Here is a 15,372-nt window from a genome sequence, read left to right as displayed (position 1 = left end):
TATTAGTATATTTCATACTGTTTTGTGCCTTGAGCGAGGCGAAAGGAATGGTTATAAAAATGAGTAAAGTTAAAACCTACAATCATAATCTTTGGGATCACGGTATTACCCAAGGCTATAGTGTCAACGGGACTATTTACGTTTCAGGTCAATTTTCCCACAATAAAGATGGTGTGTTTGTTGGCAAGGAGGATATTGAAATCCAAACCCGACAAACACTTGAAAACCTGGATCGTGTACTGGAAGAGTTAGGTGTCACGAAATCCAACCTATCCTATGTGCAAATCTATCTAACAAGTCCGAAAGAACACTCTGAGCAGGTCGTTGTTTTGTTCAAAGAATATCTAGAAAAACATCGACCGGCAGGCAGCCTCCTCGGTGTGACTTATTTGGCGTTCCCAGAGCAACTGATTGAAATCTCGGCTATCGCACATTCTCATGAGGTAAATTAAAATTCAAAAACAAAGTAAACATTTTGATATCACTTCTTTCTGTCGGTGATTCCTACTCACAAGGTCTATAATGATATTGAAAAAGTAATATCATTATACAATTGAGTTGTTAATTAAAAATTGAACCACACGTTAATCAAAAAAGTGCGCCATAAAAAGTTTGTGAAAAAAGTTTATTTTAACTGGCTTAATTTCATTTGCGCAGTTGTTTACTTTTCACTTGCGAAATACAACCAAATTCACCTAACTTCATACCTGTTGAGCTACCAATCCCTAGGCATGTAATAGTATCAGCTGAGTTAGAATGTCTTTCATCACACATATGAAGGAAATAAGCCTATTTTTTTGCAAGAATAAGTTTTGATGTTCCAAATATTAAAAAACAATCGATTCGCAAAAGGATAAATGAATGCGAGTTTTTCTAAAAAAAGCAAAAGCCATATGAGAATAAAGTGACGTATTGCGATTGTTGTCAGCAGAACTTTGGTTATTTCGCTTTGCTGTTTCGAAAATCAATAGCAAGTCGACATATTATTTTAAAAATCCGGCATAATAAAAATGCAGAGAGTATTTCTGTAATTAGAAATCGCTCCATTTTATGTGTTGTTATCTTTAACTTTAACGGGAGGCGAATAGTATGGCAGAACAAATTGTGGCTGTTCGAAAAAATGAAGATGGGGGGGATATTGTGGAAATGAAATTATCCTCTGGAGAAGTCGTCGATTATAAACAGGCGCAACAAATGGCGGATAACGGTGAAATCGAACATGTCAATACATTTAAAGGACGGGATGGCGAAAAGCATTTGCGCAGTGATGCAGATGGTGATCCGAGCAATAACTTAGACAATTTGCCCCAATTTTAATGAATAAGTATATGATTTGAGGAAAAATCCGAACTGATTGATGAATCGTTCGGATTTTTCTGTGTCTGAAAATGCATGGTGCTATTATGCTGATACGTTTTAAGAGAGTCGATAATGGCATTTCCTTTTAGAGAATGCTCTCTCATTGTTCTTTGTTGAAGAAGTGGAATTCCTGTATTGTTTTATGGACATATTAGTTGAGGCACAAGCCTGAGATGTCCCTATGAATGGATCTAAGGGACATTTAAGAGGCTCTGCTTGGGATCATCCGCATGAAAAAGATGTTATTTCCGTTTATGAAGTGACGAAAAAGACATAGCAAATCTTTTATATAAAGTGCTTATCATAAGAGTAAAATCGTTAATCAAAAGGGGGGGCTTTTATAAAGAATATATCGAAACTAAGCAAGAATCCGTGATTATTCGTGGTAAAATATTATTGAAGAAAATAATGGAGACATTTTCTTATAAAAGAGGGAAACTGCATATTTAAGAAGAAGTGAGGTCTTATGATATTCTTCACAATCAACTGATTAAAGCTACATTGTATTTTTTAATGAATAACGATCTTATAGAAAGCAAACATCGTGAAGAACTTAAAAGAATCTTGTCCTTTTTTAATGATATTACCCAATCAATATCTAACGGGAGGTTATTGAACAATGAAGTCGTACATTATTAATATTGAAATGATTGATTCTGATCCGCTTATTTGGAGAAGAGTCGTGATGCCGGCAGGAGCGACCTATAAGAGACTGCATGATACCATCCAAAATGTCACCAATTTTAAGAGCGGTTATCCATACGAAGGATACCATCTCTATGAATTCGAGTTGCCTGAGGAGAACAGAATCGTGACGGATAATGAAGAGGCATATCTGGAGCATCAGCACTACAAGAAAAACAGGGCAATGTTTGAAGAGCGGTTAAAGACGATGTCTCCGGATATATTGAAGTTTGAGAAAATCTACCAGGAAAGATTGAAAATGGAGGTTCGTAAACCTTCTGGATTAAAAATTGATAATTATCTCGAAAAGTATAAGGAAATCATTTATCGCTATGACTTTGGAGATAACTGGCATTTTATGATTACATTGGAACAGGTAGCAGATGATTATTATTTCGGGTTTCCAACACTATTGGATGGAGCAGAGACAGCACCACCTGAGGATGTTGGTGGGATTCATGGCTTTTATGAGTTTTTGGAGGTGTATTGGGATCCGAATCATTCTGAGCATGAAGATATGAAGGCTTGGGCTGAATCGCTTGGCTTTAGAGAATATGATCCAGATCATATCAATAGGATGCTCAAGGGAATTAACTATAAGAAGACCGAATGGGATAAGATAAATCATGAACGGTATCGAATTATTGAGGATAAGTATCGAAACAATTGACACAAGAGTGACTGTGAAAAGGGGAATATACTATGAAATATTCAGAACTCGAGCTGAAAAAGTTAAGTAAATTAAAGCATCTTGAGCGTGAGAAACAAATTATTAATAATATTCTGAACTTCATCAGAATGATTCATTTAAATGGGGATGACTTTATTGCGTCATCATATGATTCTGAATTTTTTGGAGAGCTGCCGATGACCTTCCGAAAAAAATCAGGTCAACTAATGGGACTGATCACCGCTAATGTTGATGGAGAAGTGAAGAAGTATGTTTTTTTGATCAGGGATATGAACCGTTGGAGGATCTGCTTGAATTAATAGATTAATATAAATAGTTTTTTAAGATTATTTTTTATTCAAAAGTAACGTTGCATTTTTGCTGTAAAAAAGCGTAGCCAATTTGATGGCACGGTTAATTAGTAGAAAACTGTGACTACCGGTTGTAGATGCGGAGATGACTGTATTACAAAGCCGTTTGACTTTGTTGAGTTGTAAGTATTGCATGTGCACTGATCGTAGTTCTTGGATTGATATTTGCTAAACGAAAAGCAAAAGGAAAACCAAAGAGGACAAGGTATATTATTAGGGGAATCACACTGATCGTCTTGTCACCATTCCTAGCACTGGTTGTCGGGATAATTGCAGAACTTGTTTCTCTAGGTGCAGGTTGCGGCTGGATGATGGTTATTTCATTTAACGCCTGTTTTTTGTAATCGGTCCTATTCTATTATTTATTGGTATTCTTGGAAAAAAGACACACAAGTGGAGATACAGTATAGGGACAAAATAGGGACATGATTCTTGCCCCCCCTACGGCTTAATCTAGTTGGTTGACAAGTGCCGTGACGTGGATGGCTGTTGTGTTAAATAGCGGCAGAGTGGTATCTGCTGGTTTAAGTAACATAGGGTGTTCCGTGCAACCTAAAATTAAACCTTCTATGTGGTCCTCGTCTTCCATCCGTTTAATAATATCTAAGAAAAGTTTTTTCGTGTCCTGATTTACAATCCCGTTTTCTAATTCTTCCACTGTTTTTTCATGAATTAGGGCTTGTTCTGTTGCAGTGGGGACGATCGCATGTATACCTGCTGCTTGAAATGGTTTGATGAAAAATTCATTTTCCATCGTAAAGCGGGTACCTATTAGTCCAACCCTATTTAGATTATGTTGACGAACAACCTTCACCGTTTCTTCCACAATGCTAATCATAGGAAGACGTGTTTGTTGGTTCACTTGATCAAACACGATATGTGGTGTGTTTGCAGAGATCGCAGCTATGTTTGCACCAGCAGCTTCTAATTCATTAACAGCTTTAGTCAGATAATCAATTAGTCCTTGCGTATTTTTTTCTTCAATAAAAGCAAATACCTGATACATATCGATACTGTTGATGACAAGATGTGGAAGCACTTTGTTGCTCCTATGTTTTTCCTGATAACCACTAATAATAGATTGATAATAATCAATAGTCGATTCTGGCCCTAGTCCACCCACCAAACCGATTTTGGCCATGAAAATTCCTCCTTCACCATAAATAGATCAGAATAATAAAATGTACCACCTTAATTTTACTACTTATTCTGGAAATCACAAATTAAACTGTTTTTCATAAAGCGAATTTTTTCAACATGGGACTTTTATTTAATGATTAACAGTTAACTGTAATCTTTGTTTAGGTGATACATTTTTTGCTATTTCTATCAAAGGTAACAAGTCCTCAGTTATTCCTGCTTGTTCTGATCTGGTGAAAAACCACTATTTATATGCGTGATCGGATTCATCTCCCCCCCAAATTTTCATAAATCTGCGAAATAAGCCTAATAAAACAATTTCCATAATTAAACCTATAAGAGCACTTATGATGGAATAGGTAATTTGTTCATCCATGGAAAGATTCATCGTAACTGGCTGTGTAATATGAATGAGCAACATAATAATAAGATATTTCCGCAGAATATTTTTTGTCTTGTTCATCAAAATCAGATTACCATATCTATTAGAAATTTCTATCATTAACTGAAAAATATAAAATACGAGAATTAATTTCAAAAGCGAAAGTACCGTTACATAAATGGACCATTCTGATAGAAGAAAGGCTTGAGAAAAAACGCTATTTTGTTGGATGAAAACAGTTGGAATGGATAGAACAATTAATCCAATTGCTAGGTTCTTAGCTTTAACACCAATTGGAAACTCGCGTACTAAATGATTAACTCCTAGATAGATCAGATAATAACCAACAGGGTCTGGCAGGACATCCAGAACAAATAAGTGCAATTCCAATAAAACTATTAAAAATCCCCAAAATAGTTTACTAAAAGCATACCTCATGGTGACTCCTGCCTTTCCTCTATAATTTCATTAATATCACCTTGCTTTAAGTATGGTCTATCGATAATAAGAGCAGCTGATTTGAAAGGTTTGCCATCTACCGTTATTCCGTTTAGATAAATACCAAATTCAAAATAACTTCTCCGCTCAGGATTGATACGTGTAGTAAGACGAACAGAATCGTTCTCAGCTAAATCTAACGGGAATAAATCCTTATTCACTCTATCACGTGACGTACCTTGCCAATTTTCTTGCAACGGATCAACGATTTCTGTTGCGTTCTTTCGATCTTGTGGAGTTATTTTTACAGGATGGTTATCCAGCTTCATCTCAATTTCATCTGCAACATTTTCAAAAGGAAGGGTGATATCCGTAATAGTTAATGCTTGCTCTGCTGTCATCGTTGTAAACGATTGACCGTTAGAACTGCCACCGCTTGATTGGGTTTGCAATATATCGTTTCCTTGAATTGATGGCTGAATGACAACTTCTCCAATGTCAGTTGTTACCATTGTTTGATCATTAAAATAAACATCCATGCTAGAGAACGACCACGCTTGCTTTTGCTCATTAATAAATGCCATCTCTGTAAATGGAAATTGGATAGTTACAGATTTTAAATATTGATGTCGAAATGCTTGTTCGTACTGGACTTGTGGCACATTTTCATGCCATATAGTAAACCCTTGATTTGACATTGGATAGATTTCCATACCATCAATTTCCACGTATTGGACATCAACGGGATCTTTTTTGTTAGTTAAATAGAAGAAGGTAAGTTGTAGATCCTCATAATAAATTTCTTCATAGTAATGTGTTAGAAAAATCGGTTGCTGTATTTGTTTTGATTCAAAATAAAGGTAATTCCCTATCCAACTAATGATTACGAACGCTAAACCACTCCAAAGAATTTTTTTCAAGCAAACTCTCCCCCCCTAGAATTAAAAATTGTACTGCTATTTTAACATGAATGGGAGGAAATTACAGGTCATTTATCCCATTTTATGCTACTTTTGCCCTTGATTCATTTCAATATTCAATTCAGAAAAATACTTGATACTGATTTTCATAGTCCTGGTCACATCTTGTAAAATGTGAGTATTAACCTATTCATTGTGAAACACTCCATATGTTAAAGTATCTATTGGATTATATTTCCAATATAAGTGGGGGGGTGTGAAATGGCGAATCAGAGAGTCCTTATGGAAGAAGTAAGGTCCTTTTATCAGGGAATGAGCCGAGATACAGCTTCTATAACAGCAGCACTTTAAGAGGTCCAGACCAACATCGAGCAGCTTATACATATGGAGCGATTTCAGGGAGAAGCTGCAGATGCGGCAAAACTGTATTTTCAAGAATTACACCAGACATTGCTTCAAGCATTTACAGGAGTGTTTGAACAATTAGAGACCAACTTAGCGAGGCATCTGCAAGAATTTACGAATGAGGTAGATAGTAGTAATCAGGCGATCGTCCATACAGATTATATAGAGTCACACGAAGATGATATTCTAGATACATATAGGCAGCTGGAACATCTACAAAGAGATGGAGTATAGGAGTTATCCCCCCTGAACTATTGTTCACGTATGGAGGACAGTATAGAATGCAAGGTCGGAAGCGGATAAACGTTTAGAAAGAATGGCGTTTGTATTGTTTGTTGAAGGATTAAAGTTGCTTCCCTTGAAAAATCCCCGCTCCAAAAATAGAACGGGGGGGAGTTCAATCACACTATTCAATTATGTTAACTCGTACGTCTTTACGTCCCCCCCATTGGAGAGCATCGTCTCGGTTAGGAATAAACACATCGATTGATTTACCATTTATACCTCCGCCAATGTCAGCTGCAATGGCAACTCCATAACCTTCGACTTCTACAATAGACCCCCCCAGTGGAATTACACTAGGATCAACAGCAATCACTTTTGCGTCAGGATACTTTTTTAAATCAAGGCCCATTCTCGTCATACCTAAACAGCCATCACAATCTGCCGTAAAGGCTGTGCTTTCCACTGTCCATGTTTCTCCAGCAGCTGAGCCACGTCTAGCTAAACTGTCTAAAGCTGATCTTGTATTTGGACCTGCAATTCCATCGACTGCTAGTCCTTTTTGTTTTTGAAAGCTCTTAACTGCGCTTACTGTTCCGGAACCATAAATACCATCTATGCTAGAATTGTAATGACCTGTCTCTTTCAGCTGGTATTGAATGTGTATCACTTGTTTCCCAATGTCACCTTTTCGCAATACTTGTACCGTATTGTACGTTTGTGGTCCTGCAATTCCATCGATCTTCAGATTACGTTTACGTTGAAAATCTTCTACTGCTTCTTCCGTGATATCACCATAGTACCCTGTCGCTGTATAGTACGGGAATACCCCTTTTGTCATTAAATAATCTTGTAATTCAACTACATCCGACCCTGAGGATCCATTAGCTGTTACGCGATCCCCCCCCATTGCTGCCTCTGTAAGTGATGGAGCTGAAATCATTATGAAGACTCCAACAACAATAATCATAAATAGGTTTCTCAAGCTTTTAAACATGTAAAAAATCCTCCCCCCGTTTTTTCTTTACATAAGAGAATTCGAGAGAAAAGAATATTTCTTGTATGTCGAAAATAAATTCATATAGTTAGACATGTATTATTGTCTAATATTACATCCTATCATTTCAGCCAAGAGTACTCTTTCCTCAAAAATGCGGTAGAATTTTAGGTGGGAGGTGAATGAGTTGTTTTGACCTTTTGTAACTAGAATAATGATTACTTCTTTGGTAATATAAACATATAAGAACCTATGTTTGGAAGTGAAAACAAAATAGGAAACTACACTTCGCTCCAAACCTGTGTCTGAAAGCCTGTGTCAACGTTATTCTTTAGAAGAGTGCGAAAAAAGCAAATATGATTATTATGTGTATGACTATAGGAAGAATTGAAGGTTAAGGGATTAATCCTTAACGAAGGACAAATAAGTAGGTGTTTTATTGAAATGAAAGTATATGGGATTAATGTACTTGGAGCAGTGAAGGATAAACAAACTCGTTGCGAGCATTATGATAAAATTAATGATATTATTGCAATTAAATTTAAATGTTGTGAGACTTATTATCCTTGTTATAAATGCCACGAAGAGGAAGCTGATCATCGAGTTCAAGTTTGGAGAAGAGAAGAGTTTGACCATAAAGCTATTCTATGTGGTAAGTGTGGGGGGGAAGAATTAACCATAACCGATTATTTAAGTAGTAATTCTTCCTGTCCTTGTTGTAACAGTTCTTTTAATCCAGGGTGTCAAAAACATATCTATCTGTATTTTGAAGTTAATTAGTAAAATACTAAAAATTAGAAAAAAGAGCGAGGGTACTATCGTCTGCTTTACCATCACTTGTGATACGATTCACCATAATGTAAGCCAAAAGCAGCTCAAAAGAAGACCAAAAGGTTTAGGATTAAAAGCACCTACTCAATACCCACAAAATTTAATTGTCTGACTCCAAACCTTAAGTGTCTACTTGACAATGGTACGCTTAGTAAGCATACCCCCCCTGTCAAGTAGACACTTATTATTACAATATTTATTAAATAACTCTGATTTTTAATGGTTTACCTCTGATTTTTTCATTGTGACTGGAGGTTTTCCTGCTATAATCAGCCATCCTATACGAGCTTTTATTTTGCTTCTGATATCGATTGGTCAAAAGTGCCTGTATCAGATGCAGCCTTCCCGGTTCATTACGATGCAGTAATCGATACTCTGCATGATTTACTCGAGCAATATCAAGCATCAGGGAGATGGAGAAATCATTAACCAAACAGCTTACCAATACCTATAAACAAATTATCCATCAACATGAAAAAGGTAATATGAAGCAAACTCAAAGATTCATAGACAAATTTATCAAGCAGTGGGGGTGACAGACATCTCCCGACTTTTGTCAGGTGATGATGAGTGGTTAATCGTAAAAGCTCAAGATGATTGTTTTGATCATCTTGAGCTTTTTTACAATACAGGGAAGTATCAAAATTTATCTTCTTATTGTCTCCTAAAAGAGCCACCCCAATGCATTGAATAGGAATAAGCGTGGAGAGGAAACGAAAAACCGCGCTATTGGATTCCGTGCTCTTTAACAGCCTCTACCACAGAATAAAGCCTGTCTGCATTGTATTGCTAAGCCCATCCCCAAAAAACATGTCGATGGAGATACTTTTACGTTTAATTATGGTTTTTTAAAACAAAAAGAGTATATAATTATGGAAGTTATAAATTTATCAATTGAATGTACTTGATTATAATAGTCTTAGTTTGGAGTGGGTGTATGAAAGATATATTAATAGCCTTTATTCTAGGAATTGTAGAAGGATTAGCAGAGTTTTTACCTGTTTCTTCTACTGGTCATCTTATCTTAGTTGGTCATTTGTTAGGTTTTGAAGATGAAAGAGCGAAAACATTTGAGATTGTAATACAGTTGGGTGCTATCCTAGCAATTACCATCTTATATAGGGAACGTCTTGTTTCTTTATTTAACATAAAACCTATTCTAAATAAGGAAAAGAAGTTTAATGCAATACATATTGTGCTTGGTGTTTTCCCCCCCGCGATAATTGCAGGTTTATTATTGCATGATGTCATAAAAACTTATTTATTTCGACCAAATACTGTTGTAATTGGACTTATAGCTGGAGCAATTCTAATGATTATTGCGGAGAGGAAAAAATCTGAACCTACTTCCTATTCATTAGATGATTTAACATATCGACAAGCATTAACAATTGGCTTATTTCAATGTTTAGCAGTGTATCCTGGTTTTTCAAGGGCTGGTTCAACAATTTCTGGAGGGTTATTGTCAAAAGCTAGCTATAAAGCATCATCAGAGTTTTCCTTTTTAATTGCACTTCCTGTAATGGTAGGAGCAACGGGTTTAGATTTATTAAAGAATTGGAATCATTTAAGCGTAAGTGATATTCCAATGTTTTTAGTAGGATTTATTACTTCTTTTGTTGTGGCAATGTTAGCAGTGGTAACTTTCTTGAAATGGCTTGAAATATTAGGTTTAACACCTTTTGCTTATTATCGTATCGTGATCGCCATTCTGTTTACCATATTTGTATTGTTATAAAGTTAGGGAAGGATTTGACCAACATTATCTACAACATATAAAAGAGCAATAGAAAAGCGATTTTTTCACAATGAAAATCGCTGAAACAGGTCAAATTTTCCTTTTTCTTAATGGATGGAGAGACGTATGCCTGTATGCTTTTTGATGAAAAGACCGATATGATCTAGTTACCGCGGAATACATGATAGGCGCTTATCCTATTGGAGTTTAGTATGAAAAGTATTGAATCGGTATTAGAGGATTATGATCGAATGATTCATCACATTATCCATAAGTATCATATTCGCGATGTGGAGGGTGAATTTTTTCAGGAAGGGTTGATTGCGGTTTGGCATGCCTTTCAAACCTATGATGAGTCGAAGTCTAAGTTTTCTACTTATGTGTATAGCTGTATTGCTCGTCGCTTATTGAACAGGATCCAGAAAGAGAACCGGGAAAAAGACCAGTTTCAGACATGGTTGGATCAAGTAACAATGGAAGATATTATGATAGAAGATGAGTTGGATATCGATACACAGATGTTAATCGATATTCAAGAGGTGCTTTCTCAGAAGCAATGGTGCTGGTTTGTGGAATTTATTCTTCGCGATCAATCGGTACATGATATTGCAGATAAGTATCGGGTGACAGATAATGCGGTAAAAAATTGGGGGGAAATACGCCCGGCCTAAAATCCAGCAGATGCTAAAGTCGAAAGAGTATGTGTAAGCCATAGCGTATCGTAGAAAAAGACAAGCATTCTTGAATGAACGCTTGTCTTTTATACGAATTTCATTTGTTTCGTGTAGGATATCCAGTCAACCTTAAAAAGGATAGGACGCTGTATTAATCCTTTTTCCAAAGCTTTCCTGGCCAAAATGAATATCGTCCTAATACCGTGGTAATCGCTGGAACGAGCAACGGACGGACAATAAAGGTGTCTAATAATACACCGACAGCTGTTACAATGCCAAATTGAACAAGCACTTGAATCGGCATCACTGCTAATACGGCAAAGGTTCCGGCTAAAATGAGCCTGCGGAAGTAATCACACTGCTGGTTTCCTCGACACCCTCTGAAATAGCTTTTTTTAGGGGGGCATCTGTTTCCGATTTCTCCAGATACTTGAGATCATGAAAATATTATAATCACCACCAAGTGCCACTAAGAAAACAAAGGCGTATAACGGAATCAGACCTTGCATCGAGTCAGCTCCTAAACCATAGTGTATGATCAGCCATCCCAGACCAAGTGCGGAAAGATACGAAAGGCCAACCGTTAGTAAGAGATAGCCCATGGCGACAATCGAACGCAAATAGAAGATGAGCATGGCTGCGATAATAATCAGGACAACAGGAATGACGATGTTTTGGTCGCTGCTGGTAACTTCTTCTGTGTCATATAAATTAGCTGTTTCGCCTCCAATCAAATAATGCTCCTCAGCATCAGCTATTCCTGCTTCCTTCAGGGTGCTCTCTACTGCTGATTGAAGCTTAGGGATTTTTTCCACAGCTTCTTCGGAATAAGGATTAATCGATAGAGTTACTTCGTATTGCTGCATATCCGGATTCTGTTCTCCGGTTTGTGGATCACTTACACTTTCAACTATAGGTAATGCTGTCAGGTTCTCTTTTAATAACATGTCATTTCCTTCTGTATCAACAATTACCTGAATAGGGGGGGCAATTTCACCGGGAGGATAATGCTCAGCAATTAGATCATACCCTTCACGTGATGGCATGTCTTCCGGAAAGGAATCCAGTACTTGATACGTATAGGAAATGTTGGGCACAAGAGCTGCTAATCCCCCCTAAGAAAATGAAACATACAATAATAAGGTGCCATGGCTTTTCTGTAACGATCCGTCCAGCCATTTTACTAAAACGAGTTCTGCCTATCGAGCGCCGAACGGGTTTTCCTTTCTTTTCTTCTAGTTGCTTTGCCATTTGTTCCGTTTTTGGAATAAAAGGAAAGAAGGCGGTTCTGCCTAACATTGCAAGAATTGCTGGAAGCAATGTCATTACTGCCACTGCTGTCATTAGTATCCCTAAACTGAATGGTACGGCAAAGCGGTCATAGGAAGCATACTGGGCCAGTGATAAGGTGAATAAACCAATCATCGTCGTTAAGGCACTCATCATTATTGCTCCGCCAGAATTGGCAATTGCCAGCTGAAGCGCCCGATACTTGTTCGGTTCCAGCTGCAACTCGTCTCGATACCTGGATACCAGAAATAAACAATAATCGGTTCCAGCCCCAAATAACAGGACGGTCATAATCGAAATGGACTGAGCATCCACCACGATCCAGTCTTGACTCGCCATAAATCCAAGTAATGGACTAACGAATAAATAGGCAAAGCCTACCCCCAATAAGTGGAACAATAGCTAAAATCGGTGAGCGGTATAATAGAATCAACAGAACTAGCACAAGTAGAACAGTAGCAAGTAAAAGAGTCAGATCCGCCTGTCCAAATAACGCTTCTGCATCATTTTGGATGCCAACTGGTCCGCTCAGCCTGATATGTAATCCGCTTTCAGAAAGAGCATTGTTGAATGGATCTTCTTCAGCAAGTTCTGTTATCTTCGTTTTTAGTGCTTTCAAGGATGGATTGATTTCGGTACCAGCTGCATTTTCAGAAAAGAAAACGGGTGTCGTGATAACCTTACTATCTTCTGAGGCAGTCTGTTTTAATCCTTGCACAGGGACCTGGCTAAAATCAGGAACCATCGATTGCTGTTGCAGCGGATTTGTATTTAATTCCTGATATAAATTTTGGATCAACTGAAAGTCGGCTTCATTTAATCCGTTTTCCCTGTACCAAACTAACAATAGAGGCGTCCCAGTATCGTTTGCGAATTGTTCTTCCATGATTTTCGATGCCTCCACAGACATAGCATCATCAGGTAAAAGGTTATTTGAATTGGTTTCTTCCTCATTAACCTGTGGCCAAAGGAAAGAAAGGAAGGATACGGTAATAACCCAAAGAAGTAGTGTGATCCATCGGCTTCTTGATCCAGCGACAACCTTTCCCCCCCATTTTTCTAATAAATGATTCATCATACATCCCCCCCATTTCTATGCAAGTACTACTTATAATTATATATACCAGTTAGTTAATTATCAATCAATTACCAATAAAAAATAAACTTTGTTATACTAATGGGACATGGGGGACAGGCTCTGTGTCCCTGTTGAAACGAATCGTTTTTTGTCTAATAAAAAACCTGAAGGCGGGAGAATATGAATAAATACTTATACGATTTATTTGACATTTGTTTAAATGCAGGAAAAGAAATAATGGATATATATAACCAGGATTTTGATGTGGAGTTTAAGGTCGATGATTCCCCCGTTGACCGCAGCAGATAAGAGAGCACATATTGCCATTGCCAAAGGATTAGAAAATATCGATCCTACTATTCCCGTATTAAGTGAAGAAGTCAGGCAAATACCTTATGCTGAACGTAAGGATTGGGAGCAATACTGGTTAGTTGACCCGTTGGATGGCACGAAAGAATTTATCAAGAAGAATGGTGAATTTACCGTTAACATCGCGTTGATCAAGGGAAGCTATCCAGAATTAGGTGTCATTTATGCACCAGCACTTGATACTTTTTATTTTGGTGTGAATGGAAAAGGGGGGGCATACAAATTAAATCATGCGTCAAAAGTGACGATCACAAGTACAGAAGACTTAGTTAAGCAGAGTGTACGATTACCAGAAGTGGATGAAACTAAGACGACACATGTTGTAGCGAGCCGTTCTCATATGTCGAAAGAAACAAAGGACTTTATTCATACACTGGACGGGGAAGTAAAGGTTATATCCACCGGCAGTTCCCTTAAGTTTTGTTTAGTAGCGGAAGGGAAAGCAGATTATTATCCGCGTTATGCTCCAACAATGGAATGGGACACAGGAGCAGGCCAAGCCATCGTAGAAGCAGCGGGTGGGATGGTTATAAGATATGACGACAAAGAGCGATTTTATTATAATCGTGAAGACTTGTTAAACGGATGGTTTTTGGTTAGTAGAAAATAGTAGGTGAAGGGTGTCCCTTGAAAATACAATTGTTTATAATAGTTTAGGTTATTTGTGTTTCAAGCATAAAAAGTATACATATAATAAAAAAAAAGGTGAGTGGGGGGGCTTTTAGGATGTCAAGCGCACCGTGCGTCTGATAAATGAGATAAGGTTTAAAATGCGATGGACAGACCTGGCATAGGCTGTCCTCTATAATTGGAGGGAAGCAGATGAAATGTATTATTCTTGCTGCTGGCTATGCTACTAGACTCTATCCATTGACCAAGGATAAAGCCAAGCCCCCTATTGGACGTGGCGGGAAAATCCATCCTTGATCATATTATGGAAAAGGTCGAAAAAGTAGCACAAATTGACGAAGTCTATATTGTCACCAATGAAAAGTTCACCCCCCCAAGTTTCCAGGAATGGGCGCATAACTATCAAGGGAAGAAGCAGGTGTCTGTTGTAAATGATCATACGACCACTAATGATAATCGCTTAGGTGCAATTGCTGATATCGATTATGTGTTAACCGAGAAAAAACTGGCCGAAGAGATCATGGTCCTGGCGGGAGATAACCTGTTTGATTTTGAACTTACTGATTTTGTTGATTTCTACATGGAAGTACAAGCAGACAGTATAACGACCCATGAGTTAAATGATCCAGAAGAAATGAAACAAACAGGCATTATTGAAGTCAATCAAGCAGGGGTGGTTACCTCGTTTGAGGAGAAGCCAGAAGCACCTAAATCCAATTTAGCAGTACCACCCTTTTACCTGTATCAAAAAGAAACCTTAGCCTTATTTAACCAGTACTTGCAGGAAGGGAATAACCCAGATGCACCGGGAAATTTTATTCCGTGGTTAATCGAGCGTAAGCAGGTATATGCCTATAAATTTACTGGATTCCGATATGATATTGGTACGATAGAAAGCTATCAGAAAGTACAAAACATATTTTAGGAAGGAAGTGAGAGATTGAAAATAGGTAGAGCGGAAAGGAAGGGTATATAGAGTTATCGAATGCGACGCTACTTGCACAGCATAATGAAGTAGTGGCAGTTGATATTATTGAAGAGAAAGTGATAATGATTAACAACAAAAAATCACCAATCGTCGATGAGGAAATCGAGCACTTTTTGGAAACAAAGGATTTAAATCTGCTTGCCACAACAGATGTACATAAAGCCTATAAAGATGCCGATTTTGTAA

General features: G+C 37.5%; 18 protein-coding genes and 2 pseudogenes. 14 read left to right on the top strand and 6 right to left on the bottom strand.

Features of this window, described 5'->3' with window-relative positions:
- Positions 1-59 precede the first annotated feature (59 nt).
- From JCM21714_RS16695 to JCM21714_RS16680, 4 genes are all read left to right on the top strand, one after another.
- Positions 60-452 (top strand): RidA family protein, encoded by a 393-nt coding sequence (locus JCM21714_RS16695; RefSeq protein ID WP_035726094.1) that lies wholly within the window; start codon positions 60-62, stop codon positions 450-452.
- 637 nt (positions 453-1,089) lie between these two features.
- Positions 1,090-1,317: a DUF3892 domain-containing protein gene (locus tag JCM21714_RS16690; protein WP_035726090.1), complete on the top strand. Its 228-nt coding sequence runs from the start codon at positions 1,090-1,092 to the stop codon at positions 1,315-1,317.
- A gap of 661 nt (positions 1,318-1,978) precedes the next feature.
- Positions 1,979-2,713 (top strand): plasmid pRiA4b ORF-3 family protein, encoded by a 735-nt coding sequence (locus tag JCM21714_RS16685; RefSeq protein ID WP_035726089.1) that lies wholly within the window; start codon positions 1,979-1,981, stop codon positions 2,711-2,713.
- 32 nt (positions 2,714-2,745) lie between these two features.
- On the top strand, positions 2,746-3,033 hold the full coding sequence (locus tag JCM21714_RS16680) for a hypothetical protein (protein ID WP_200868472.1): 288 nt from the start codon (positions 2,746-2,748) through the stop codon (positions 3,031-3,033).
- Positions 3,034-3,532: 499 nt separating this feature from the next.
- Here the strand turns inward: JCM21714_RS16680 and JCM21714_RS16675 are convergent, their stop codons facing one another.
- The 3 genes from JCM21714_RS16675 to JCM21714_RS16665 form a co-directional block, all read right to left on the bottom strand.
- Positions 3,533-4,225 (bottom strand): aspartate/glutamate racemase family protein, encoded by a 693-nt coding sequence (locus JCM21714_RS16675; RefSeq protein ID WP_035726087.1) that lies wholly within the window; start codon positions 4,223-4,225, stop codon positions 3,533-3,535.
- Positions 4,226-4,468: 243 nt separating this feature from the next.
- The gene (locus JCM21714_RS16670) at positions 4,469-5,044 is read right to left on the bottom strand and encodes a hypothetical protein (RefSeq protein ID WP_052000859.1); all 576 of its coding nucleotides are present in this window, start codon (positions 5,042-5,044) and stop codon (positions 4,469-4,471) included.
- Positions 5,041-5,964 (bottom strand): hypothetical protein, encoded by a 924-nt coding sequence (locus JCM21714_RS16665; protein ID WP_035726085.1) that lies wholly within the window; start codon positions 5,962-5,964, stop codon positions 5,041-5,043. The genes JCM21714_RS16670 and JCM21714_RS16665 overlap by 4 nt, the downstream gene beginning before the upstream one ends.
- 366 nt (positions 5,965-6,330) lie before the next feature.
- Between JCM21714_RS16665 and JCM21714_RS16660 the strand changes: the two genes are divergently transcribed.
- Entirely contained in the window at positions 6,331-6,603 is a 273-nt protein-coding gene (locus JCM21714_RS16660) for a T7SS effector LXG polymorphic toxin (protein WP_268748389.1), read from the top strand.
- Between the two features lie 172 nt (positions 6,604-6,775).
- Here JCM21714_RS16660 and JCM21714_RS16655 read toward each other — a convergent pair whose 3' ends face one another.
- On the bottom strand, positions 6,776-7,588 hold the full coding sequence (locus JCM21714_RS16655) for a peptidoglycan-binding protein (protein ID WP_035726080.1): 813 nt from the start codon (positions 7,586-7,588) through the stop codon (positions 6,776-6,778).
- A gap of 444 nt (positions 7,589-8,032) precedes the next feature.
- Here JCM21714_RS16655 and JCM21714_RS16650 point away from each other — a divergent pair, with 444 nt between their 5' ends.
- Positions 8,033-8,368 (top strand): CHY zinc finger protein, encoded by a 336-nt coding sequence (locus JCM21714_RS16650; protein WP_035726091.1) that lies wholly within the window; start codon positions 8,033-8,035, stop codon positions 8,366-8,368.
- A gap of 250 nt (positions 8,369-8,618) precedes the next feature.
- Here the strand turns inward: JCM21714_RS16650 and JCM21714_RS22430 are convergent, their stop codons facing one another.
- The gene (locus JCM21714_RS22430) at positions 8,619-8,825 is read right to left on the bottom strand and encodes a hypothetical protein (protein ID WP_235183002.1); all 207 of its coding nucleotides are present in this window, start codon (positions 8,823-8,825) and stop codon (positions 8,619-8,621) included.
- A 7-nt stretch (positions 8,826-8,832) separates the two neighbouring features.
- Here JCM21714_RS22430 and JCM21714_RS24925 point away from each other — a divergent pair, with 7 nt between their 5' ends.
- From JCM21714_RS24925 to JCM21714_RS16640, 3 genes are all read left to right on the top strand, one after another.
- Complete coding sequence (locus JCM21714_RS24925) at positions 8,833-8,955, top strand: FIMAH domain-containing protein (protein WP_439644501.1); 123 nt, start codon at positions 8,833-8,835, stop codon at positions 8,953-8,955.
- Positions 8,956-9,356: 401 nt separating this feature from the next.
- Positions 9,357-10,157: an undecaprenyl-diphosphate phosphatase gene (gene bacA, locus JCM21714_RS16645; RefSeq protein ID WP_035726076.1), complete on the top strand. Its 801-nt coding sequence runs from the start codon at positions 9,357-9,359 to the stop codon at positions 10,155-10,157.
- A 212-nt stretch (positions 10,158-10,369) separates the two neighbouring features.
- On the top strand, positions 10,370-10,828 hold the full coding sequence (locus JCM21714_RS16640) for a sigma-70 family RNA polymerase sigma factor (RefSeq protein WP_235183001.1): 459 nt from the start codon (positions 10,370-10,372) through the stop codon (positions 10,826-10,828).
- Positions 10,829-10,982: 154 nt separating this feature from the next.
- On the opposite strand, the pseudogene JCM21714_RS23290 reads toward JCM21714_RS16640, so the two are convergent.
- Positions 10,983-13,196 (bottom strand): annotated as a pseudogene (locus tag JCM21714_RS23290) (MMPL family transporter).
- Positions 13,197-13,379: 183 nt separating this feature from the next.
- Here JCM21714_RS23290 and JCM21714_RS24540 point away from each other — a divergent pair.
- From JCM21714_RS24540 to JCM21714_RS19590, 5 genes and pseudogenes are all read left to right on the top strand, one after another.
- On the top strand, positions 13,380-13,508 hold the full coding sequence (locus tag JCM21714_RS24540; protein WP_369403643.1) for a hypothetical protein: 129 nt from the start codon (positions 13,380-13,382) through the stop codon (positions 13,506-13,508).
- The gene (cysQ, locus tag JCM21714_RS16630; RefSeq protein WP_369403642.1) at positions 13,480-14,178 is read left to right on the top strand and encodes a 3'(2'),5'-bisphosphate nucleotidase CysQ; all 699 of its coding nucleotides are present in this window, start codon (positions 13,480-13,482) and stop codon (positions 14,176-14,178) included. Before JCM21714_RS24540 ends, cysQ begins: the two co-directional genes overlap by 29 nt.
- Positions 14,179-14,390: 212 nt before the next feature.
- The gene (locus JCM21714_RS24535) at positions 14,391-14,495 is read left to right on the top strand and encodes a sugar phosphate nucleotidyltransferase (protein WP_369403641.1); all 105 of its coding nucleotides are present in this window, start codon (positions 14,391-14,393) and stop codon (positions 14,493-14,495) included.
- 7 nt (positions 14,496-14,502) lie between these two features.
- Complete coding sequence (locus JCM21714_RS16625; RefSeq protein ID WP_235183000.1) at positions 14,503-15,123, top strand: sugar phosphate nucleotidyltransferase; 621 nt, start codon at positions 14,503-14,505, stop codon at positions 15,121-15,123.
- Positions 15,124-15,170: 47 nt separating this feature from the next.
- Positions 15,171-15,372 (top strand): annotated as a pseudogene (locus tag JCM21714_RS19590) (UDP-glucose 6-dehydrogenase); the annotation flags it as partial.

Source organism: Gracilibacillus boraciitolerans JCM 21714, assembly GCF_000521485.1.
Lineage (GTDB): Bacteria > Bacillota > Bacilli > Bacillales > Amphibacillaceae > Gracilibacillus > Gracilibacillus boraciitolerans.
This window is presented reverse-complemented; position numbering and strand designations above follow the sequence as displayed.